This window comes from uncultured Ferrovibrio sp. (assembly GCF_937960835.1).
Taxonomy (GTDB): Bacteria; Pseudomonadota; Alphaproteobacteria; order Ferrovibrionales; family Ferrovibrionaceae; genus Ferrovibrio.
Window position 1 is genome coordinate 120,507 of sequence record NZ_CALGPC010000015.1, and the last position, 21,297, is coordinate 141,803.

Genomic DNA, 21,297 nt, shown 5'->3' on the forward strand with positions numbered 1-21,297 from the left:
CGCCGCACAGGTAGGCGCTGCCCGCCAGCCCGTCAAGCGAAACGGATCAGGCAGAAGTATTCTGCTTGGCCTCCGGGCGCTCTGCCCCCGCGCGGCGGATCTGCACCTGTTCGGAAATATGGTGGATCAGGCTGGTCGTCTCGGCATCGCTGATGCCGTCGATCTGAGATTGCCGCCAATGCCGCTGAAAGGCCCGCACCACCGCTTCGGTCATGGTGTCATAGACACCGCTGCCTTCAATGCCATAGCCGATGCGATCCAGCGCCACCTGCAGGTCAAGTACCGCGCCGCCGCGGTCGCCAGGCCCCAGATGCGGCGCATGCGGCGACACCGTGAAGTCAGGTGCCCACCAGCGGCCGAAACCGGCTACCGCCAGGCGATACCAGGGAAACAGTTCGCCCGGATCTTCCTTGCGCTGCGGCGCGATATCCGAATGACCGACGTAATTGCCAGGCATGATGTCGTAACGGCTGGCAATATCTTCCAGCAGCGTCAGCAGCGCGTCGATCTGCACCTTGGGAAATTCGCGATAGCCGAATTCGTGGCCGGGATTGACCAGCTCTATGCCGATCGATCGCGCATTCACTTCCCGCACGCCACGCCAGAAGGACACGCCGGCATGCCAGGCACGCTTGTCTTCAGGTACTAGTCTGTGAATGCTGCCGTCCTCGTCGATACAATAATGCGCGCTGACCTTGGAGGCTGGATCGGTCAGCCGCTTCAGCGCCGCCTCGGCGGTGGGCATACCGGTGTAATGCAGCACCACCATGTCGACCGGGCGCCGGCAATTCCGCTCGTCGAAATTCGGTGAAGGGGTATCGATAAAACGCTTCATTCGCCAGCAATCCTATTCGGTTCCGGTTTTACAGCCGGTTCCTCGGGTAATGCTCCGCGCGCTTCGGCGACCTTAGCCTCGCGAAGAGTGACAATCAAAACGCCTACCAAAGTCAACGCCGCCCCGATCAGCACACGCTCGCTGAGCCGCTCGCCCAGAAACACAATACCGGAGACGATTCCGAGGATCGGCGCCAGTGTGAACCCCGGGTTGACGATGCTGACGGGATAGCGTCGCAGCAAAAAATAAGCTCCGCCGTGACCGATCAGTGACACACCAAGCACGGCATAGGCAACCATTCCCCAATGCACCCAGCTCGCATCCATGGCGCTCTGCATCTGACCGTCCTCCACAAGGAAGGAAATCAGCAGCAGGCTCGGGCCGCTGATCGCGCCGACCCAGGCCTGCATGGTGAACGTATCCACGCCCTGAATGCGGCGTACCAGGATCTGCCCATAGGACATCGCAAAAACGCTGCCCAGGCAGTAAAGGATCGCGCCTTTATAGCTGAACACCCGGGGATCGAAGCTGATGATCATGGTGCCAAGGAACGCAAGCGCGATGCCGAGCCCTCGTTTCCAGCGCACCCGCTCACCCAGCATCGCCCAGGCCATGAGGGTCGAGATCGGCACGCCCAGCTGAACGACCACAGCAACGACCGACACGTCATCGGCCAGTGCAATCCCGTTGAACATCAGCGCGAAATGCAGGGTACCCATGAGCAACGCCGAGGGCAGGACAAGCTTCATCTGTCCCTTCTGCCATTTCAGCCAGGGGATCATGAGCAACGCCAGACCGAGAAAGCGTAACCCGGTGAAAAAGACCGGCGGAAACTGTGACACCGCGATCTTTGAGGCGACGAAATTATAGCCCCAGATGGCGCAGATCAGCAGCATCAGGGCGATGTGCGGGGGTTTCATGGGCGGGGACCCTAGCAAAGCCAGGGTATTGCAAGCTACGCTTCTTTGCGAAACGGTTATGCGCCTCGTGCAAGGGGGGTATGCACGAGTGTGCCGATTGCAGCCGGCTGCCCCAGGGGCGGCAGCAAAGTATGGAAACAGGCAGACTCATGACGAAAAACAGTGCATCCGGCGACAAGGCCGAGGCAGCACAGACCGCCCGGCGCCCGATTGTCTCTTCTGCACATCTGGCCAGCGAAAAACTGACCGCGCTGAGCGAGTTTGAATTCGCCCTGATGATGACTGGCAATGCATTCAGCCGGTGGATCGTGCGCTGCATGACAGCAGCCGGTCAGCCTGATCTGGCAGCCTTGGATGTGATGGTTCTGCACAGCGTCAATCATCGCGATCGGCCAAAGCGACTCGCCGATCTTTGTCTGGTGCTGAATGTCGAAGACACTCACACCGTCAATTACGGCCTCAAGAAGATGGTCCGCCTGGGCCTGATCCAGGGTGAGCGGCGGGGAAAGGAGATTTTCTACTCCACCACCGAAAAGGGCCGCGCCCTTTGCCTGGAATATCGCAAAATTCGGGAGGAGCTGCTGGGCGATGCCTACGACCTGATCCGCCCCGCCCTGACAACCTCTAGTCAGGGTGACCCCTCCAAGATCGCCGATCTGATGCGGGCGCTGTCCGGCATGTATGATCAGGCGGCCCGCGCCGCAGCGTCATTATAGGCCGCAGGATAACGTTGACATTTTATCAACGTTTTGTGATCGTGCGCCCCTCATTTGACTCGCTTCCGGAGTTTTTCGATGTCCCAGACTTCATCCGCCTCCTCCACCAACGGCCAGTGGGAATTCTGGATCGACCGGGGCGGCACCTTCACCGACATTGTCGGCCGCAAGCCCGACGGATCGATCGTCACCCACAAGCTGCTGTCGGAAAATCCGGAGCGCTATCGTGACGCCGCGGTGCAAGGCATCCGCGACCTGCTCGGCCTGAAAGCCGGAGAGCCGCTGCCAAAAGGCAAAATTGCCGCCGTGAAGATGGGTACGACGGTAGCGACCAATGCGCTGCTGGAGCGCAAGGGCGACCGCGTGCTGCTTCTGGTATCGGAAGGCTTCGCCGATCAGTTGCGCATCGGCTACCAGACGCGCCCCAATCTCTTCGCGCTGCATATCGTGCTGCCCGAGATGCTCTACGAGCGTGTCGTCGAAGTGCCGGAGCGCGTGCGCAACGACGGCACCATCGAAACCCCGCTGGATCTGAAGGCCGCCGAGAAGGCACTGAAGGAAGCCTATGACGACGGCATCCGTTCCGTCGCCATCCTGTTCATGCATGGCTACCGCTATACCGATCACGAGGCCAAGGTCGCTGAGCTCGCGAGGAAGATCGGCTTCACCCAGGTCTCGGCCAGCCATCAGGTTTCGCCACTGATCAAGTTTGTCAGCCGCGGCGACACCACCGTGGTGGACGCCTATGTGTCGCCGATCCTGCGCCGCTATGTGAATCAGGTCGCCGATGAGCTGACCGCGGCCGAAAACGGCATGCGGCTGATGTTCATGCAGTCCAATGGCGGCCTGGCGGATGCGAATTTCTTCCAAGGCAAGGACAGCATTCTCTCTGGTCCGGCTGGCGGTGTCGTCGGCCTGGTTGAGACCTCGACCCGCGCCGGCTTCGACAAGGTGATCGGCTTCGACATGGGTGGCACCTCCACCGACGTCAGCCATTATGCCGGCGAATATGAGCGCGCCTTCGAGACCATGGTGGCCGGCGTGCGCATGCGCGCGCCAATGATGTCGATCAACACGGTCGCGGCGGGCGGTGGCTCGATCTTGCATTTCGACGGCGCCCGCTATCGCGTCGGCCCGGACAGCGCCGGCGCCAATCCGGGTCCGGCCTGCTACCGCCGTGGCGGTCCGCTGACGGTCACCGACTGCAACGTCATGCTGGGTAAGCTGCAGCCGGATTTCTTCCCGGCCGTGTTCGGCCCGAACGGCGACGAGCCGCTGGATGCCGAGATCGTGAAGAAGAAGTTCGCCGAAATGCAGGCGCGCGTGCAGGCCGAGACGGGTGACAAGCGCAGCATCGAGCAGATGGCGGAAGGCTTCCTTGCCATCGCCGTCGAGAACATGGCCAACGCGATCAAGAAGATTTCGGTCGCCCGCGGCTATGACGTCACCAAGTATGTCCTGTCCAGCTTCGGCGGCGCCGGCGGCCAGCATGCCTGCCTCGTGGCCGACGCTTTGGGCATGACCGAGGTTCTGCTGCATCCGTTGGCCGGCGTGCTCTCGGCCTATGGCATGGGTCTGGCCGATCAGCGCGTGCTGCGCGAGAAGTCGGTCGAAATCGTACTGGATCAGTCCGCCATCGCCGGCCTAGCCAATGAACTCGAAGCCCTCGCCAAGGATGCCCGCGACGAGATGCTGGCCCAGGGCGTGCCGGAAGCCAAGATCAGCGTGCTGCGCAAGCTGCATGTGCGTTACGGCGGCTCGGACTCGGCGCTGATTGTCGATTTCGGCACCATGGGTGAAATCAAGGCGGCCTTCGAAGCAGCTCATCGCCAGCGCTTCGGCTTCATCAGCCCGGAGAAGCAGCTCATCGCTGCCTCCGTCGCGGTCGAAGTCGTCGGCCAGGGCGAGCGGGCGCCGGATGTCACCGAAACGGTGAAGGAAGTGCGCGATCAGCGCGACATCCCGGTGCAAGCACGGCGTCAGGCCTATATGGCAGGCGCCTGGCGCGACACGCCGATCTACGACCGCACCGTGCTGCGTCCGGGCGAGACCATCAAGGGCCCGGCCATTATCACCGAGTCGACCAGCACCATCGTGGTCGAGCCGGGCTGGCAGGCGCGTCTGACCGAGCGCCGCGATCTGGTGCTCAAGCGCGTCGAAGCCCTGCCCGTGCGCAAGGCGATCGGCACCGAAGTCGATCCGGTGATGCTGGAAATCTTCAATAATCTGTTCATGTCGATTGCCGAGCAGATGGGCTCGGTACTGGAGAAGACCGCCTATTCCGTCAACATCAAGGAGCGGTTGGACTTCTCCTGCGCCATCTTCGACCTCGACGGCGAACTGATCGCCAATGCGCCGCATATGCCGGTGCATCTGGGCTCGATGTCGGAAAGCATCAAGACGATCATGCGCAAGCGTGCCGGGCAGATGAAGCCTGGTGACGTCTACATGCTGAACGCACCCTATGCCGGCGGCACCCATCTGCCGGACGTTACGGTGATCACGCCGGTCTTCGACAAGGACGGCAAGGAAGTGCTGTTCTATCTGGGCAGCCGCGGTCACCATGCTGATATCGGCGGCACCACGCCGGGCTCGATGCCGCCCGACAGCAAGACCGTCGAGGATGAAGGCGTGCTGCTCGATAACGTACTGCTGGTGGATGGCGGCAAGTTTCTTGAAGAGGAAACCATTGCCATCCTGAAGAGCGGCAAGTACCCGTCGCGCAATCCGCATCAGAACATCGCCGATCTGAAGGCGCAGATCGCGTCCTGCGAAAAGGGCGCGCAGGAACTGCGCAAGATGGTCGACCAGTTCGGTCTGGATGTCGTGCGCGCCTATATGCGCCACGTGCAGGACAATGCAGAAGAGTCCGTGCGCCGGGTGATCAGCCGCCTGAAGGACGGCGAATTCACCTATCCGATGGATGACGGCTACGAGATCAAGGTCAAGGTCACGGTCAATCACAAGGACCGTACCGCCAAGATCGACTTCACCGGCACCTCGGGCCAGCATCCGACCAACTACAACGCCCCGAAGGCGGTCTGCGTGGCGGCTGTGCTTTATGCCTTCCGCTGCCTGGTCGACAGCGACATCCCGCTGAACGGCGGCTGCCTGAAGCCGCTGGAGATCATCATCCCCGAAGGCTCGATGCTCGATCCGCAATATCCCGCTGCCACGGTGGCAGGCAACGTGGAGACCAGCCAATGCATCACCGACACCATCTTCGGTGCGCTGGGTGTGATGGCCGCGGCCCAGGGTACGATGAACAACTTCACCTTCGGCAACGACCAGTACCAGTATTACGAGACTATCTGCGGCGGCAGCGGCGCCGGCCCGGATTTCGACGGCTGCGACGCGGTTCATACCCATATGACCAATGCGCGCCTGACCGATCCGGAAGTGCTGGAATTCCGCTTCCCCGTCCTGCTGGAAAGCTTCCGCATCCGGCGCGGCTCGGGCGGCAAGGGCAAGCATAAGGGCGGCGACGGTACCATCCGCCGCATGCGCTTCCTTGAGCCGATGGTGGCGACCCTGCTGTCTTCGCACCGCAAGGTAGCGCCCTTCGGCCTCGCCGGCGGCGAGAATGGCGAAACCGGCCGTCAGTGGGTTGAGCGCAAGAACGGCGAGAAGGTCGAACTCGAAGGCCGTTGCTCGATCCAGATGCAGCCGGGCGACGTGTTCGTCATCGCCACGCCTTCGGGCGGCGGCTTCGGCAAGGCTGAAGCGGCCGAATAACCGACCTGTCCAGCCACGATAAAAAAGAGGGCGGCGGAGCAATCCGCCGCCCTTTCTTTTTCACTATTCGGCCGCCAGGGCACAGCGAGGCGGGGTTGTCATTGCCCGGATTTCCCGGATTTCATTAGGGTTACTAACAAATTACACCACCGAAAGTTTTACAGCGGTATTCCCATACCTATAATCCTCTGCTAGTAGCGAGGCGATACCAGCCTTTCACCCTCCGGATGTTCAAATGGAGGCAAATATGAGGACGAACCGCAAGAAACAGACTGCTCTGCATAGAACATCCCGATCCCAGACGCCTGGGATACGGCTTGCCTCCGCCGCAGCCGGGCTGCTGCTGGCTTCCCTGGCAACGCTTTTCGTGCTGGCACCGGACCATGCTTTCGCCCAGTGCGCCTCGGCGCCCGCCCCGGTTTCCCTTGCCGCTGGCGCCTGCGAAGACAATGGCGTCACCCGCCAGAGTAATGTGGCCAACACGCCGGCCGTGCGGGTCACGGGCGGCACCTATACCGGCAATTCCGTCACCCTCCAGACTACCTTAGGCGGGACGGCCGGCGCTCAGGCCTCGCAGACCGGACAGATCATCCTGAATGGCGCCTCGGTCACCATCCTGGGCACCAACTCCTACGGCCTCGAAGCGACTGATGGCGGCACCCTGAATGCCTATGACTTCACCGTCTCCGCCAGCGGCGATGAATCACAGGGCGCCTTTTCCAGGGATGCAGGAAGCACGATGATCCTGGAGAGGGGCAGCATCACGACAACCGGTGCGAGCGCAATCGCTGTCTGGTCTACGGACGGCGCAAGTCTCACCGGCACTAGCCTCAGCATCCGGACAGAGGGGGGGCAATCGGCTTTGCTGGCTCTTACGGCGCTCTCGTAGAGAAGGCCTCCTCGCTCACCCTTACCAACAGCAGCATCGTCACACTTGGCGACCGCGGCGCCGGCATCTACGCCCTAGATAATGGCAGTATCTTCAACGGATCTGGCCTCAATATCCAGACAAGCGGCGTCGCCGGTCATGGCGTCGTCGCGGGCAACGGTGCGCAGATTACGCTTTCCAACAGTGACATCCGGACCTCTGCCAACACGGACGCAATCGGCGTGTGGGCATTCGGCGGAAGCCAGGTGACGCTCAGCAATGTCAACGTCTCCACCGCGGGCACCCTGAGCGAGGGCCTGTTCGCTTGGAACGCGGGCAGCAGAATCGATGCCACCGGCGGCACGATCAGCACCCAAGGGGATGATTCATACGGGATCACGGCGGTGGACGGCGCAACGGCGATCGGACGGAACCTGTCGGTCACCACGACCGGTAACCTGTCGAGAGGCGCCTATGCCTCAATGGGTGGTGTGCTGACGCTCGAAAATTCGACAATCACGACGACGGGGGCAAATGCCGACGGCCTGAGGGCCCGTAACGGCGGCTCGCTCACCGCCACCAATGTCGATGTCTCGGTTAGCGGCCTCTCCTCTGCCGCCATCTACATGGATGGCGGCACGCTGGCCGATCCCAACCAGATCACCGTCAACGGCGGCAGCCTGGCCGCCAGCCAGGGAGCCATCATCCACGTCGTCGGCGACACCGGATCGGTCACCCTGAACGGCCCCGTCGCCATCACGTCCGGCATCGTCAACGGCCAGCGGCAGTTCGTATCGGTCGAAGCAAATGGCCTCACCCCGAGCGCTCTCTCGCTCGACGTCAACGACGTCAGCGGCATTGAAGGCGCTTTCTCGGTAGAGGGTGCCGGTCATGTGGTCAATGCTTCCTTCACCGGCAGATCGGACTGGAGCGGCGATCTCCTCGTCGATCCGGGCAACACGGTCAATCTCAGCCTAGCGAACTCCATCTGGACCGGCCTGTCATCGGGCACGCCCGACATTACCCTCGATGCCGGCAGCCGCTGGAACGTCACCGGATCCTCCAACGCGGGCACCATCACCAATGCCGGCCACATCGTCTTCGTCCCCAACACCGGCACATTCTCCACCCTGACGGTGAACAACTTTGTTGGCCAGAACGGCGTGCTGGGTCTCAATACCCACCTCGGCGACGACGCCTCTCCCAGCGACGTCCTGGTGATCGACGGCGGCGCGGCCAGCGGCACGACCGGCATTGCCATCACCAATGCCGGCGGCACCGGCGAGCAGACCACCGGCGACGGCATCCGCATCGTGCAGGCGGTGAACGGCGCCACCACCGCGGCGGACGCCTTCCATCTCTCCGGCCGCATCGCCGCAGGCGTCTACGAATATCTTCTCTTCCGCGGCGGCACCACGAGCAACGAGGACTGGTTCCTGCGCTCCTTCCGCATCGAGGACGAAACGCCGCTGTACCGCCCTGAGGTGGCCCTGTATGCGCCGGTTCCGGCGCTGGTGCGCGCCATGGACCTAGCGCTGATCGGCACGCTGCACGAGCGCGTCGGCGAACAGGCCCAGGGCGCCAATGACGAAGCCTCCTGGGCGCGCGTCATCGGCGAGTACGGCGACGGCCGCTGGTCGGGGACGGTGGGCGCCCGCGCGACGCGGTCCCGCATCGTTGGCCTGCAATCCGGCCTCGATCTCTACCGCTCGCGCGACGACGACGGCGGACAGGACCGTCTGGGCGTCTATGTCGGCTACGCCATCCAGAGCACCGACCTCAACGGCTTCGCGCTCGGACGCCACGATCTTCCTGTCGGAAGCGTCGACCTCAGGGGCAAGACGGCTGGCGCCTACTGGACCCATTACACCTCCTCCGGCGGATATCTGGATGCGGTGATCCAGGGCAACTGGTTCGATGTCACCGCCCGCTCCGATTACGACACGGGCATGAAGACCAGCGGCGCGAGTTATACCGCCTCGCTCGAAGCCGGCCAGGCGATCGCGCTCACCGGCAATTGGCAGATCGAGCCGCAGGCTCAGATCATCGCCCAGACCCTGTCGCTCGACGACAGCCGGGACGACTTCTCGCCGGTCCGCTGGCAGGAGGACGATACCCTGACCGGCCGCATCGGCCTGCGCCTGCATTACACCGAGCGTACCGCAGAGGGCTTCTGGCAGCCTTACCTCAAGGCCAATCTCTGGCGCGGCCTCAGCGGCACTGACTATGTGGTGATGGAATCAGACGCCATCGACAATCGCTTCGGCCATGTCTCGCCGGAGATCGGCGTCGGCTTCACGAGCCAGCTTTCCGCCACCACCAGCCTGTATGGCCATGTCGACCATCGCTGGTCGACCACCGGTCAGGAAAAGCAGTCCCTTACCTCGGCCACGCTCGGCCTGCGCTTCAGCCTGTAATGCAAAGCTGACGGCCACTAACCGAGCCTGTCAGACACCACAAACAAAAAGGCGGCGGCGCAATCCGCCGCCTCTTCTTTTTTGAGTTTTTTGATCAGGTGTTTTCGATCAGAGCTTGGCACGCGGCAGGCGCAGCTCCTTGCGGATCTTCTCGGCGGCCTCTTCCGGCTTCAGCGATCCGGTATCGACGGTGATCTCCGCCTTCGGCATATGCGAGGTCGCAAACACGCCTGCAGCATCCAGCCTTTCGAATTCCAGGCGCGAGGCCAGCTTGCCGCTCTGGCGGCGCGACTTGGCGTCGATGCGCTCCAGCAATTCTTCCTTCGGGCAGGTCAGCTCGACGAAGCGCACACGGCTGCCGGCGGAGGCAACGATGTCGATGGTCTCCTCAACGAAGCTGGGCCGCACCGTGGTTTCCGGCGCGAAGGTAAAGACCAGTCCAGGCAGACGCTCCTTGGCGGCGCGGCGGAAAACCAGCAGCCAGATTTCCTCGCGCAGTTCGACGAAGGGCGTGGAGCCGAAGTCGAAGACAGGCAGCAGGAGGTTAACGGCAAGCTGGTTCTGGAACAGCTTGTAGCCGGTGATGGAGGCGAGTTCCCGGGCGACGGTCAGCTTGCCGGTGGCGGGTTTGCCATAGATGAAGATCAGTTGCATGGAGGGACTGTAACGATTTTGCCGTTAAGGAAAAGCAACAGCGCTAGTCTGTGGAATGATATCGTTGCTATCAAAATCGCATTTTTCAGGCCCGTTTTGAACCGTTTGGATCCGTTTCGAACCGTTTGAGCCTCCGCTTCCGACTGTTTCGAGTCCATCCTCGCCCGTTTGAGCCTGACTGCGCCCAATCCAATCCGTTCGTTTGGCAGCGCTCAGGCAGCTCCTCTCGGGCGCCGCTCCACTAGACAGCGCGAAAAAGAACATATATAGAACCCATCTTCGCCTTGTCAATCTGCCTGCATTCATGGCTGCCCAACTCAAAGACTTCTACAACGCCGAAATCGTGGCCGGGATCGCCGCACGCATCCGCACCATCCATCCGGCCTTTCCGCATAAGGACTTCACCGCCGAGGTGATGGCGGCTTTGCCGTTTCTGGAACTGATGGACCGCGCGAAAACCATCGCCGCCTCACTTCGTCGCCACCTGCCGCAGGATTATCCGGCCGCGCTCGACATCCTGCTGCGCAGCATCGGCCTCGATGATGGCGTTAAGACCGAAATGGAGGCCATGAGCGGCTTCCGCCACCTGCCCTTCCTGAATTTCGTCGGCGCTTACGGCCTCGATCATCCGGAGCTGTCGCTGGCAGCGTTGAACCGGATGACGCGCTTTTTCAGCGCGGAGTTCGATATCCGCTACTACCTGCTGCATCATTACGATCTCACCATGGCAGCGATCCGCGACTGGGTGACGGATGAGGATTGGCGGGTGCGTCGCCTGTGCTCGGAAGGGTTACGGCCGCGTCTGCCCTGGGGCCTGCGGCTCAAGAGCTTCATTGCCGATCCGGCACCGGTGCTGGAGATCATCGAAACGCTGCGCGCTGATCCGAATGAGAATGTGCGCCGCTCGGTGGCAAACAACCTGAACGACATCGCCAAGGATCATCCAAATATCGCGATCGCCATTGCCCAGCGCTGGCTGAAGGAAGATCGCGAGAGCACACTCGATACTGTCCGTCATGGGCTGCGCAGCCTGGTCAAGAAAGGCGATGTACGCGCACTTCAATTGCTGGGCTTCGATCATGCGGTGCCGGTTTCCGCGCGCGCCTTCCGCATTGCCGCCGAACGCTACCGGGTTGGCGATGCTGTCCAGTTCACGGTGACGTTGACCAATGACGGCAAAAAAGCCGCGACGCTTTCCGTCGGTTACACTATCCATTGGTGCGATGCCCGCGGCAAGCAGCGGCCGAAGGTCTTCAAACTGTCCAATCCCAGGCTCGGGCCGGGCGAGAGCATCGTCCTTGAGAAGCGCCATTCACTGAAGCCGATCACTACGCGGCGCTATTATGCCGGCCTGCATGGCGTGGAAATCCTGGTGAACGGCAAAAGCCTGGCGCGGGGCGAGTTTAGGCTGGACGTCGCATAGGTCCGCAGCGCATAGGCCCGCGCCGGCCTGCCCCTTCCTGAAATTACCCTACCTCCTGCTTTCCTGGCTCCGGTTCCATGGTCCGGAACAAAGACCGGCGCGCCCTGTTCCTCGGTGATCGTGACCTCGAAAGCGGGAGATGCCGGTGAAAGCGCTGTGTTGGCATGGCAAGAAAGATATTCGCTGCGACTCCGTTCCCGACCCGATCATCGAGCATCCGCGCGATGCCATCATCAAGGTAACAAGCTGCGCTATCTGCGGCTCCGATCTGCATCTCTATGATGGCTTCGTGCCCGGCATGATGCATGGCGACATCATGGGCCATGAATTCATGGGCGAAGTGATGGAGGTGGGGCCGGAGAACAAGAAGCTGAAGGTCGGCGACCGCGTGGTGGTGCCCTTCACTATCTGCTGCGGCGAATGCAACCAGTGCCAGCGCGGCAATTTCTCCGTCTGTGAACGCAGCAACCGCAACAAGTCGGTCGCCGACAAGATGTTCGGCCATACCACGGCGGGCCTGTTCGGCTACAGCCACCTCACCGGCGGCTATGCGGGCGGCCAGGCCGAATATGTGCGCGTGCCTTATGCCGACGTGGCGCCGGTGAAGATCACGAATGGCCTGACCGACGATCAGGTGCTGTTCCTGGGCGACATCTTCCCCACCGGCTGGCAGGCCGCGATCAACTGCGAGATCCAGCCGACCGATACCGTTGCGATCTGGGGCTGCGGTCCGGTCGGCCAGTTCGCCATTCGCAGCGCGCTGCTGCTGGGCGCCAGGCAGATCATCGCCATCGACCGCGTGCATGAACGCCTGCAGATGGCCGAGGCCGGCGGCGCGATCCCGATCAACTTCGAGGAAGAAAGCGTGGTCGAGCGGTTGAACGATCTGACCGACGGCAAGGGCCCCGACAAATGTATCGATGCCGTGGGTCTGGAGGCGCATGTGACCGGCAGCGTGGATTCGGTCTATGACCGTGTGAAGCAGGCGATGATGCTGGAAACGGATCGCCCGCATGTGCTGCGCGAGATGATCTATGTCTGCCGCCCGGCCGGCATCCTTTCCATCCCCGGCGTCTATGGCGGCCTGATCGACAAAATCCCCTTCGGCGCGGCCATGAACAAGGGGCTGACCATTCGCACAGGTCAGACCCACGTCAACCGCTGGATTGACGATCTGCTGCGCCTGATCGAAGAAGGCCAGATTGATCCGTCCTTCGTGATCACTCATCGCGCATCTTTGGAAGATGGTCCGGAAATGTATCGTCGCTTCCGCGACAAGCAGGATGGCTGCGTGAAGGTGGTGCTAACACCCTGAGGAGGCCGACATGATGTTACGCAAACGCAGTTCCTCGACCGGAACCGCCACAATGCGGACGCTGACCTATGGCCTGGCGGGCTTCAGCATCGCGCTGGGGATGGTGGAACTGCTGGCGCCGCGGCCCATCGCCCGCAAGGTGGGCCTGCAGGGGCGCGAGCCGCTGCTGCGGCTTTATGGCCTGCGCGAGCTGGCCACCGGTTTCGGCATCCTCGCCAACCGCGACAATCCCGCGCCCTGGATCTGGGCCCGCGTGGTGGGCGACATCATCGATCTCGGCACGCTGGCAGAGCCCCTGCGGCACAAGCGCAAACAGCCGCTGCTGCCGGTCGCGCTGGCGGCGGTCACCGCCGTCGGGCTGGCCGATCTGTTCTTCGCCGGCGCGCTGAGCCGTGAGCACCGCCTGCGCAAGAAGCGGCGCGCCTTTCGCAGCTTCTTCGATTACAGCGACCGCAGCGGCCTGCCCAAGCCCGCCGAGCAGATGCGCGGCGTGGCGATGCGGATGCTGTCTGAAACGGTGCATTGAACACCGGCAGGCTGACCGATCGGCGGCCTGTAGGAGTGAAAGCCGTTTCACATCTTCCTTGCCAAAAGCAGTGAAACCTGTTTCACTTCTTGGCCAGGAGGAACGCGATGGCCTACCGGCGCACCGAAGCGGTAGAGGCGCGGCTGAACGAAACGCGCGAACGCATCGTCGATGCGGCGATCAAGCTGGTTGCCGAATATGGCTATGGCGGCGCCGGGATTCCGGCGATTGCCGCCGAGGCTGGCCTGTCGACTGGAGCGCTTTACCGCTACTTCCCGTCCAAGGCCGATCTGTTCGATGAGGTCTTCCGCCGCGCAACACAACGCGAGATCGACGTCTGCGCCGAAGCCGCCCGGCAGCCTGGCAATGCACGAGAACGCATCGCCCGCGTCGTGCAGGTTTTCGCCAAGCGCGCCCTGAAAGGCCGCAGGCTGGCCTATGCTTTGCTGGCCGAGCCGGTCGATCCGCTGATCGAAGCCGACCGCCTGCGCTATCGCATCCCCTATCGCGACATTTTCGTTTCCATCATCGAAGACGGCATCAAGGCCGGCGAGATCGCCGAGCAGGATGCCGTCCTGACGGCTTCGGCGATTGTCGGCGCGCTGAACGAAGCCCTGATCGGCCCCCTGGCGCCGCAGGCCAAGCGCACCAATCAGGATCAGCTGATCGGCGGCCTGGCACGCTTCTGCGTGCAGGCCCTAGGCCCCATGCCTGGACTGAAATTATCTCGCCTCAAGCTATCCGGCTGCGCGTTATGACGGCCGCAAAATATAACGGGAGAAACGCCATGACTGCGCAGACTGCATTGACCGCCTTCCAGACCCATGAAGTCTTCAACCAGACGCCGGCGCTGGAGGATTACAACCTCTTCACCACCGATCGCGCGCTGATGGATGCGGCCGAGAGCAACGGCGCAGGCTGGGCCAAGGACCGCCTTTCCGCCTATGGTGCCAAACTGGGCTCGGCCGAGGTGATCGAGCAAGGACGGCTGGCGCATAAATTCCCGCCGCAGCTGAAACTCTTCGACCGTTTCGGCCATCGCGTCGATGAAGTCGAGTTTCATCCCGCCTGGCACAACATCATGAGCCTGATCATCGGCGAGGGCCTGCATTCCGCGCCCTGGGCCGAGCCCAAGCCGGGCGCGCATGTCGCCCGCGCCGCGGCCTATATCATGCATGCGCAGATCGAGCCGGGCAGCCAATGCCCGACCACGATGACCTATGGCTGCGTGCCGGCCATCAAGCGCGATGCGGCGATTGCCGAAATCTGGCTGCCGAAGATCTATTCGCGCCAATACGACGGGCGCAACAAGCCAATTGCCGAAAAGACCGGCACGCTGATCGGCATGGGCATGACCGAGAAGCAAGGCGGCTCGGATGTGCGCGCCAATACGACCAAGGCCGTTCCGGTCGGCGCGGGCGGCCCCGGCGCCGAATACATCATCACCGGGCATAAATGGTTTTTCTCCTGCCCGCAGATCGATGCGCATCTGGTGCTGGCGCATTCGCCGAACGGACTGAGCTGCTTCTTCGTGCCGCGCTGGCTGCCCGATGGCAGCAAGAACGCCATCCATATCCAGCGGCTGAAGGACAAGGTCGGCAACAGGTCGAATGCCTCGTCGGAAGTGGAGTTCCACGGCGCCCATGGCTGGCTGCTGGGCGAGGAAGGCCGCGGCGTGCCGACCATCATCGAAATGGGCACCTATACGCGGCTCGACTGCGCGCTGGGCTCGGCCGGCCTGCTGCGCGGCGCGGTGGCGCAGGCGCTGCATCACGTCTATCACCGCCGCGCGTTTCAGCGTCACCTGATCGATCAGCCGCTGATGACCAATGTGGTGGCCGATCTGGCGATTGAGTCCGAAGCCGCGACGGCCCTGGCGATGCGGCTGGCGCGCGCTTTCGACCGCGCCGGGGACGATGCGCAGGAAGCCGCCTTCCGCCGCCTCTGCACGCCTGCAGTGAAATACTGGGTGTGCAAGCGCGCGCCGAATGCGGTGGTCGAGGCGATGGAGGTGCTGGGCGGCAACGGCTATGTCGACGAAGGGCCGCTGGGCATGCTGTACAAGGAGATCCCGCTTAACTCGATCTGGGAAGGCTCGGGCAACGTGATGTGTCTCGACGTGCTGCGCGCGCTGCAGAAGAGCCCGGATGTGCTGGAGGCGTTTTTCGCCGAACTGGCGCCGGCGCTTGGCAGCGATAGGCGGTTGGATGTCGCCATCGGCAACCTGAAGGACGAATTCGCCGATCTTTCCGAGATCGAGCACCGTGCCCGCCATGTGGTGGAGAAGATGATGACTGCTTTGCAGGGCGCGCTGCTGGTGCGCCATGCGCCGGCGGCGGTGTCCGATGCCTTCTGCGCCAGCCGGCTGGGCGGCGACTGGGGCCGCGCCTTCGGCACTTTGCCCAAGGGCATCGACACCCGCGCCATTGCGGATCGCGCACGGCCGGTGTGAAGACTGTACTGTCTATTCGCAGGCCGGTTCTGCCGGCCGGCGCACTTTCAGCGCGTGCGGCATCACGGCGTAGCGGATCGGACCTGACAGCATGTCGATCTCGCCATCATTGGCGACCGGCTTGGAGCGCGGCAGATCGATGACGATATGCTCGGCCTGGATGGTCTCGAACTCGGCATCGTCTTCGAGCGTGCCGAGGAAGAGCTTGGCCATCTGACCGGCCGAGCCGAGCCAGTTCTTTTTGTGGCTGACATAGACGCGTAATTCGCCGCTTTTCAGATCGGTGCGGCCGAAAAGCCGCCCGGCGCGAAACTCATACGGACCAACGGCGACGACCAGCGCAGGCGATTCAATCTGGCGCTCGACGCCGCGATACCCGATGGTGATCTCCAGTTGCCGATGGCGGCGCAGTGCCCGCCAGGCGGCCTGAAGCATAGCCGGCCATTTATCCATCTCCATCAGCCGGCGGCGGCGTTCGCGGTCCACCACCATTTCCGGATAAAGCCCGAGCGCCGACTTATTCAGGAAGATGCCGTCATTGATGCGGCCGACATCGATGGCATCGACTGGCGCCTGCGCGATCGCCTGCACCGCCTTTTCGATCTCCAGCGGGATGTTCAGATCGCGCGCCAGCAAATTCATCGTGCCCAAAGGCAGCACGCCGAGAGTGCCGTTGCGCTGGATCACCAGTTCCGCGGCCGAGCGCAAGGTGCCGTCGCCGCCGCCGACCCATAATTCTTCATGCCTGGCGGCCATGGCCTGCAGGGTTTCCGGCAACTGCTCGGGTGGTACGATATGAATCTCGGCCTCCTCGTCACGGCTGGCCTGCAGGGCCTGGCGGATCTGGTCGGCGAGCGCATCCGGACCATGCTGCTTGGCGGTCCCGGAAGCGGCGTTGATCACCACGGCGAACGTCATCTGTGTCTCCCTACCATGGCAGCATGCTGCCAAGCACTGCGCCGCCCTGCGCGGCACCAATGCCAAGCATGGTGAAGAAACCGGCACTGACCAGGCCGACAATATGGCCGGCCAGAGTCAGCAGCCCGTCACGCGTAAGCAGGCCGAAGGCTGTCAGCACGATGCCGAAAGCGAAAGGTGTGTTGCCAAAGGGCAGCGGCAAGGCAAAGCCGATGCCTTGCAGGGCGATGGTTATGGCGGCGATGCCAAGCCCGGGACCGCTGGTCAGCCAGAACAGGCGCGGCCGGCAATAGCGTTCCAGCCGGCGCACCAGCGGCACGCCGATGCGCATCAGCCGCTGCAGGATCTTCGGCGGCAGATGCCGACGGCCGAGAACCTGCGGGATGAACGGCCCGCTGCTGCCCGGCAGCAGCATGCTGAGCGACACGCAGATCACCAGCAGCCCGACCACGACGCCGAGCGGCAGGGCCGGGATCACGCCGAGCAGTCCAAGCAAAACCAGAAGCAGCGGCGCAGAATGCTCGGCGAAGATTTCCGCCGCATCCCGCACGGTGACGCTTTCGCCGCGCGCCTTCCGGTACAGCCGCACCATGTCACGCACCACGCTGTCGCGGCGCGGATGGGCCGAGCGATGAGCGGAAAAGCCGGGCTGGTAATGCATGGTCATACTTTGCCGCCGGATTACGGCGGCAGAGTGACGGCTTCGTGGCGTCCCGGGTCAGGCTTTAGGACTGTCTTTTTTTGGCCTTTCATGGATGTCGGCGAAGGCGCTGCGCAGCTTGGCGCGCCGCGCGGCCATGTTCAGCCCTTCGACGATCACCGAGAAGGCCATGGCGCCGTAGATGATCCCCTTCGGCACCTCAAAATCGAGGCCCTCTGCTACCAGCGACATGCCGATCATGACCAGGAAGGACAGGGCCAGCATCACCACATTGGGATTGTTGTTCACAAAGCGCGCCAGCGGCTCGGCGGCGGCAATCATGATGGCAACTGAGATCAGCACGGCGGCGACCATGATCTCGATATCGCGCGACAGGCCGATGGCGGTGATCACGCTGTCGAGCGAGAAGACGATGTCGAGGATGGTGATCTGGCCGATGATCGCCCAGAAAGCCGGATAGCGCTTTTTCGCCGGCGCCTCGCCTTCCCCATGCTCTTCCGGCATGTCCGGCGTGACGCGTTCGTGGATTTCAGTCGTCGCCTTCCAGATCAGGAAAAGGCCGCCGATCAGCAGCACGAGGTCGCGGCCGGATATTTCATTCTCGAAGAAGGTAAACAGCGGAGAAGTCAGCGTGATCAGCCAAGCGGCTGACAGCAGCAGCATGATACGCGTGGTCACAGCGCCGATCAGGCCGAGGCGGCGGGCAAGCGGCTGCTTCTCGGGCGGCAGCCGGTTAGTGACGATGGTAATGAAGATCAGATTGTCGACCGCAAGCACCAGCTCGAGGGCGATAAGACCGGCAAGCGCGCCAAGCGCTGCCGGCTGCAGGAAGATGGAAAGGTCCATTGGGGTCACGTTGGGCGGGTGGCTTAAAGAAAGCCGTCCGACATCGCTGCCAACCCGTAGAGGCAGCCAGAGGGGCCCGGACGTGATCCGCTAAATAGACGGTTCCCGGGAAATTTCAAGGATTCTTATTTTTTGGTCCTTATGCCGGCGCGTGAACCTGGCGCAAATCCGCGCGGGCGCTGGCAATCACCTGCGCAGAACCCCACAGCGCCAGACCAGCCATCAGCGTCGCCACGGTAATGTCGGGCCAGGGCGTGCCGGTGGCGAAAACGCCGCTGGCGGCCAGCAGAACCGCGAGATTGCCGAGGGCATCGTTGCGGCTGCAGATCCAGACCGCGCGCATGTTGCTGTCGCCGCTGCGGAACCGGAACAGCATCAGGGCGACCGCGACGTTCACAATCAAGGCTGCCACACCGACCACGCCCATGGTGGCGGGCTCAGGCACGGTGCCATGCAGGATGTGGTTGATGGTCTCATAGGTGACCCAGAGGCCGAACAGCCCCATGGTGACGCCCTTGAGCATCGCGGCCCGCGCGCGCCAGGCCAGCGCCAGCGGCAGCACGATCAGCGCGATGCCGTAATTGGCGGCGTCGCCGAGGAAGTCGGCGGAGTCGGCCAGCAAGGCCGTCGATCCGGCCATCATGCCGGCGCCGAGTTCGACGACGAACATCCCGCCGTTCAGAATCAAGGCAATCCAGAGCGCCAGCTTGGTGGCATTCTGCCTGCCATGGTCGTGGCCGTGATGATGATCGTGATGGCAGGATGCCCCCATGGTCACACCTTTTCCTTCAGACGGTTCTCTTTCGAACCGCGTTCTTCCGACACATGCTCATGATGATGCGCATCGCCGTGATGCGCTTCATCGCGATGCGGTTCGATCACATGGGCGATCATGTCTTCCAGCATGTGCCGCACATGTCCGTCCGACAGCGCGTAGTAGACCTGCTTGCCCTTGCGCTCCGTCTTCACCAGCCGCGCCGCCCGCAATAGCCGTAGATGATGACTGGCAAGCTGCGGTGACACACCGGCTGCTGCGGCAACCGCGCTGGCGGCGGCCTCGCCGTGGCAGAGCGCGATCACCAGCCGCAAACGGCTCGGGTCGCCCAGAAGGCGGAACATGTCCGCAAGCTGGACGACATGCTGATCTTTCATGGAATCATATTCAAACATTTAAGCATCTATTTAATTGTTTAAGAATTCCTCGTCAACAGGGCAATGCAGGGGTCAATTCAACACTCGCCGTCCTTGTGCTTTTGGCGCTATGCTGCGGAAACATAACGACAAGCTCGCTCGCCCCCTGTCTCCCCACATGATAGTTCCATCGATGTTCCAGCCCCTTCCTTTCCCTTGCGGATGCCGGCCATGCTGATCCGCGCCATCGACTTCATGGGCCGCCATGCCACGAAATTCCTGTTCGGCGGCGTGCTGGTCGGCCTCGCCGTCCCTCCCCTGGCTTCGCTGCTGCGGCCCGGCCTTGTGGTCTTCCTGCTGCTGCCGCTGACGCTTGCGCTGATGCGGCTCGACTGGCGGGCCTTCCATGCCTATGCGAAGCGCCCATTGCTCACCCTGCCGCTTGTCGCCTTCCTGCTGCTGGCCTGTCCGCTGCTGGTCTATGCCGCGCTGACGCCCTTGCCGCTGCCACGCCCCCTGATGGAAGCGATCGTGCTGATGGCGGCGGCGCCGCCGATCACCGGCACGGTGGCGATTTCGCTAATCCTTGGCCTTGATGCCGCCTTGGCGGTGATCGTCATGGTGATCGCAACCGCGCTGGTGCCCTTCACGCTGCCGCCGCTGGCGCTCAGCCTGCTCGGCATCGAGATCGAAATGTCGCTGGTCGAATTCATGGCGCGGCTGGCCTTCATGGTCGGATTCGCCTTCGGCGGCGCCCTGCTGGTGCGCTGGCGCGCGCCGCCGGGCTGGCTGCAGCAGAACAGCCGGCTGATCGATGGCGCCTCCGTGCTGGCGCTGGTGCTGTTTGCGATTGCCATCATGGACGGCGTCACGGCCAAGCTGCTGGCGCAGCCGGGCTATGTGATTCTCGCTACTGCCTCCGCCTTTATCGCCAATCTGGTGCTGCAGGTGATCGGCTATTTCGTCGGCCGCGGCATTTTCCGCCTGGGCCGACCCGCCGCGCTGACATTCGGCATCCTGACGGGCAACTGCAATATGGGCCTTGTCATGGTGTCGCTGGCCGACCGCGCGGTCTTCGACATGGTGATCTTCTTCGCCATGGGGCAGCTGCCGATGTATATGCTTCCCGGCCTGCTGCAACCGCTGTATCGCCGCATCGCGGCACGTAGTTAGTAATATGGAGGAAACGTCATGCCGACCTTGCTGATCACCGGCGCCAACCGCGGGATCGGACTGGAATTCGTCAAGCAATATGCCGCTGACGGCTGGGATATCATCGCCTGCTGCCGCGACCCGAAGGAAGCCAAGGAGCTTCAGGCGATCAAGGGCAAGGTGACGGTCGAAGCCTTGGACGTCACCGATTACGCGGCTGTCGACACACTGGCGCAGAAATATGCCGAGCGCGCCATCGACCTTCTGATCAACAATGCCGGCATCTACGGCACCCGCAATCCTGCCCTGAGCATCGGCGATCCCGATGTCTATCTGAAGGTGCTGCAGGTCAACAGCGTCGCGCCGATGAAGGTGGCGCTGGCCTTCCTGCCGGCCCTGAAGCGCGCCAAGCAGGCAAAAATTGCCACCATTTCCAGCCGCATGGGCTCGGTCGGGCTCGGCACCGGCGGCTCTTACGTCTACCGTGCCTCGAAAGCCGCCATCAACGCGGCAATGCACAACCTAGCCATAGACCTGAAGAACGACGGCATCACCTGCATCGTTTTGCATCCGGGCTGGGTGAAGACCGATATGGGCGGCGCCGGGGCGGATATCACCGCCGAAACCAGCGTTACCGGCCTGCGCCAGACCATCGCCCATGCGGAACTGGATGATACCGGCAAGTTCTTCAATTACGATGGCAGCGAAATTCCCTGGTAATCCTTAAA

The 21,297-nt window shown here is 62.7% G+C and carries 19 protein-coding genes; 11 read left to right on the forward strand and 8 right to left on the reverse strand.

Annotated features, from left to right (window positions below; translation table 11 throughout):
- Positions 1 to 46: 46 nt before the first annotated feature.
- Positions 47 to 835 (reverse strand): N-acetylmuramoyl-L-alanine amidase, encoded by a 789-nt coding sequence (locus Q0603_RS14645; protein WP_298726947.1) that lies wholly within the window; start codon positions 833 to 835, stop codon positions 47 to 49.
- Positions 832 to 1,731: a DMT family transporter gene (locus Q0603_RS14650; protein ID WP_298726949.1), complete on the reverse strand. Its 900-nt coding sequence runs from the start codon at positions 1,729 to 1,731 to the stop codon at positions 832 to 834. The genes Q0603_RS14645 and Q0603_RS14650 overlap by 4 nt, the downstream gene beginning before the upstream one ends.
- Positions 1,732 to 1,904: 173 nt before the next feature.
- Between Q0603_RS14650 and Q0603_RS14655 the strand changes: the two genes are divergently transcribed.
- The 4 genes from Q0603_RS14655 (at position 1,905) to Q0603_RS14670 (ending at position 9,491) form a co-directional block, all read left to right on the forward strand.
- Entirely contained in the window at positions 1,905 to 2,471 is a 567-nt protein-coding gene (locus Q0603_RS14655) for a winged helix DNA-binding protein (protein ID WP_298726950.1), read from the forward strand.
- Positions 2,472 to 2,549: 78 nt separating this feature from the next.
- A complete protein-coding gene (locus tag Q0603_RS14660) occupies positions 2,550 to 6,206 on the forward strand; it encodes a hydantoinase B/oxoprolinase family protein (protein ID WP_298726952.1) in 3,657 nt (1,218 codons plus the stop codon).
- Positions 6,207 to 6,453: 247 nt separating this feature from the next.
- Positions 6,454 to 7,095, forward strand: a complete 642-nt coding sequence (locus Q0603_RS14665; protein WP_298726954.1) for a hypothetical protein — start codon at positions 6,454 to 6,456, stop codon at positions 7,093 to 7,095.
- 245 nt (positions 7,096 to 7,340) lie between these two features.
- Positions 7,341 to 9,491, forward strand: coding sequence for an autotransporter outer membrane beta-barrel domain-containing protein (locus tag Q0603_RS14670; RefSeq protein WP_298726955.1), 2,151 nt, complete (start codon positions 7,341 to 7,343; stop codon positions 9,489 to 9,491).
- 108 nt (positions 9,492 to 9,599) lie between these two features.
- Here the strand turns inward: Q0603_RS14670 and Q0603_RS14675 are convergent, their stop codons facing one another.
- Positions 9,600 to 10,145, reverse strand: a complete 546-nt coding sequence (locus Q0603_RS14675; protein WP_298726956.1) for an AAA family ATPase — start codon at positions 10,143 to 10,145, stop codon at positions 9,600 to 9,602.
- Positions 10,146 to 10,449: 304 nt separating this feature from the next.
- On the opposite strand from Q0603_RS14675, the gene Q0603_RS14680 reads away from it, so the two are divergent.
- The 5 genes from Q0603_RS14680 (at position 10,450) to Q0603_RS14700 (ending at position 15,861) form a co-directional block, all read left to right on the forward strand.
- Positions 10,450 to 11,568: a hypothetical protein gene (locus tag Q0603_RS14680; protein ID WP_298726958.1), complete on the forward strand. Its 1,119-nt coding sequence runs from the start codon at positions 10,450 to 10,452 to the stop codon at positions 11,566 to 11,568.
- Positions 11,569 to 11,713: 145 nt separating this feature from the next.
- The gene (locus tag Q0603_RS14685; RefSeq protein WP_298726960.1) at positions 11,714 to 12,883 is read left to right on the forward strand and encodes a zinc-dependent alcohol dehydrogenase; all 1,170 of its coding nucleotides are present in this window, start codon (positions 11,714 to 11,716) and stop codon (positions 12,881 to 12,883) included.
- A 10-nt stretch (positions 12,884 to 12,893) separates the two neighbouring features.
- Positions 12,894 to 13,409, forward strand: a complete 516-nt coding sequence (locus Q0603_RS14690; protein ID WP_298726962.1) for a cyclase dehydrase — start codon at positions 12,894 to 12,896, stop codon at positions 13,407 to 13,409.
- Between the two features lie 107 nt (positions 13,410 to 13,516).
- On the forward strand, positions 13,517 to 14,167 hold the full coding sequence (locus tag Q0603_RS14695) for a TetR/AcrR family transcriptional regulator (RefSeq protein WP_298726963.1): 651 nt from the start codon (positions 13,517 to 13,519) through the stop codon (positions 14,165 to 14,167).
- Between the two features lie 29 nt (positions 14,168 to 14,196).
- Positions 14,197 to 15,861, forward strand: a complete 1,665-nt coding sequence (locus tag Q0603_RS14700) for an isovaleryl-CoA dehydrogenase (protein ID WP_298726965.1) — start codon at positions 14,197 to 14,199, stop codon at positions 15,859 to 15,861.
- A gap of 12 nt (positions 15,862 to 15,873) precedes the next feature.
- Here Q0603_RS14700 and Q0603_RS14705 read toward each other — a convergent pair whose 3' ends face one another.
- From Q0603_RS14705 to Q0603_RS14725, 5 genes are all read right to left on the reverse strand, one after another.
- Positions 15,874 to 16,779, reverse strand: coding sequence for a diacylglycerol kinase family protein (locus Q0603_RS14705; protein WP_298726967.1), 906 nt, complete (start codon positions 16,777 to 16,779; stop codon positions 15,874 to 15,876).
- 10 nt (positions 16,780 to 16,789) lie between these two features.
- Positions 16,790 to 17,446 carry an exopolysaccharide biosynthesis protein gene (locus tag Q0603_RS14710; protein ID WP_298726968.1) on the reverse strand — a complete coding sequence of 219 codons (657 nt, stop codon included), beginning with the start codon at positions 17,444 to 17,446 and terminating at the stop codon, positions 16,790 to 16,792.
- Positions 17,447 to 17,497: 51 nt separating this feature from the next.
- On the reverse strand, positions 17,498 to 18,286 hold the full coding sequence (locus tag Q0603_RS14715; protein ID WP_298726970.1) for a TerC family protein: 789 nt from the start codon (positions 18,284 to 18,286) through the stop codon (positions 17,498 to 17,500).
- A 139-nt stretch (positions 18,287 to 18,425) separates the two neighbouring features.
- Complete coding sequence (locus tag Q0603_RS14720) at positions 18,426 to 19,058, reverse strand: cation transporter (protein WP_298727456.1); 633 nt, start codon at positions 19,056 to 19,058, stop codon at positions 18,426 to 18,428.
- A gap of 2 nt (positions 19,059 to 19,060) precedes the next feature.
- On the reverse strand, positions 19,061 to 19,438 hold the full coding sequence (locus Q0603_RS14725) for a metalloregulator ArsR/SmtB family transcription factor (protein ID WP_298726972.1): 378 nt from the start codon (positions 19,436 to 19,438) through the stop codon (positions 19,061 to 19,063).
- 210 nt (positions 19,439 to 19,648) lie between these two features.
- Here Q0603_RS14725 and Q0603_RS14730 point away from each other — a divergent pair, with 210 nt between their 5' ends.
- Both Q0603_RS14730 and Q0603_RS14735 read left to right on the forward strand, forming a co-directional pair.
- Positions 19,649 to 20,590, forward strand: coding sequence for a hypothetical protein (locus tag Q0603_RS14730; RefSeq protein ID WP_298726974.1), 942 nt, complete (start codon positions 19,649 to 19,651; stop codon positions 20,588 to 20,590).
- Positions 20,591 to 20,608: 18 nt separating this feature from the next.
- Entirely contained in the window at positions 20,609 to 21,289 is a 681-nt protein-coding gene (locus tag Q0603_RS14735; RefSeq protein ID WP_298726977.1) for an SDR family oxidoreductase, read from the forward strand.
- The last annotated feature ends 8 nt before the right edge of the window (positions 21,290 to 21,297 follow it).

Excerpts from the sequence above, each read along its gene's own strand:
- Q0603_RS14645 (WP_298726947.1), bottom strand. The coding sequence starts at position 835 with ATGAAGCGTTTTATCGATACCCCTTCACCGAATTTCGACGAGCGGAAT.
- Q0603_RS14650 (WP_298726949.1), bottom strand. The coding sequence starts at position 1,731 with ATGCTGCTGATCTGCGCCATCTGGGGCTATAATTTCGTCGCCTCAAAG.
- Q0603_RS14655 (WP_298726950.1), top strand. The coding sequence starts at position 1,905 with ATGACGAAAAACAGTGCATCCGGCGACAAGGCCGAGGCAGCACAGACC.
- Q0603_RS14660 (WP_298726952.1), top strand. The coding sequence starts at position 2,550 with ATGTCCCAGACTTCATCCGCCTCCTCCACCAACGGCCAGTGGGAATTC.
- Q0603_RS14665 (WP_298726954.1), top strand. The coding sequence starts at position 6,454 with ATGAGGACGAACCGCAAGAAACAGACTGCTCTGCATAGAACATCCCGA.
- Q0603_RS14675 (WP_298726956.1), bottom strand. The coding sequence starts at position 10,145 with ATGCAACTGATCTTCATCTATGGCAAACCCGCCACCGGCAAGCTGACC.
- Q0603_RS14680 (WP_298726958.1), top strand. The coding sequence starts at position 10,450 with ATGGCTGCCCAACTCAAAGACTTCTACAACGCCGAAATCGTGGCCGGG.
- Q0603_RS14690 (WP_298726962.1), top strand. The coding sequence starts at position 12,894 with ATGATGTTACGCAAACGCAGTTCCTCGACCGGAACCGCCACAATGCGG.
- Q0603_RS14695 (WP_298726963.1), top strand. The coding sequence starts at position 13,517 with ATGGCCTACCGGCGCACCGAAGCGGTAGAGGCGCGGCTGAACGAAACG.
- Q0603_RS14700 (WP_298726965.1), top strand. The coding sequence starts at position 14,197 with ATGACTGCGCAGACTGCATTGACCGCCTTCCAGACCCATGAAGTCTTC.
- Q0603_RS14705 (WP_298726967.1), bottom strand. The coding sequence starts at position 16,779 with ATGACGTTCGCCGTGGTGATCAACGCCGCTTCCGGGACCGCCAAGCAG.
- Q0603_RS14710 (WP_298726968.1), bottom strand. The coding sequence starts at position 17,446 with ATGACCATGCATTACCAGCCCGGCTTTTCCGCTCATCGCTCGGCCCAT.
- Q0603_RS14715 (WP_298726970.1), bottom strand. The coding sequence starts at position 18,286 with ATGGACCTTTCCATCTTCCTGCAGCCGGCAGCGCTTGGCGCGCTTGCC.
- Q0603_RS14720 (WP_298727456.1), bottom strand. The coding sequence starts at position 19,058 with ATGGGGGCATCCTGCCATCACGATCATCATCACGGCCACGACCATGGC.
- Q0603_RS14725 (WP_298726972.1), bottom strand. The coding sequence starts at position 19,438 with ATGAAAGATCAGCATGTCGTCCAGCTTGCGGACATGTTCCGCCTTCTG.
- Q0603_RS14730 (WP_298726974.1), top strand. The coding sequence starts at position 19,649 with ATGCTGATCCGCGCCATCGACTTCATGGGCCGCCATGCCACGAAATTC.
- Q0603_RS14735 (WP_298726977.1), top strand. The coding sequence starts at position 20,609 with ATGCCGACCTTGCTGATCACCGGCGCCAACCGCGGGATCGGACTGGAA.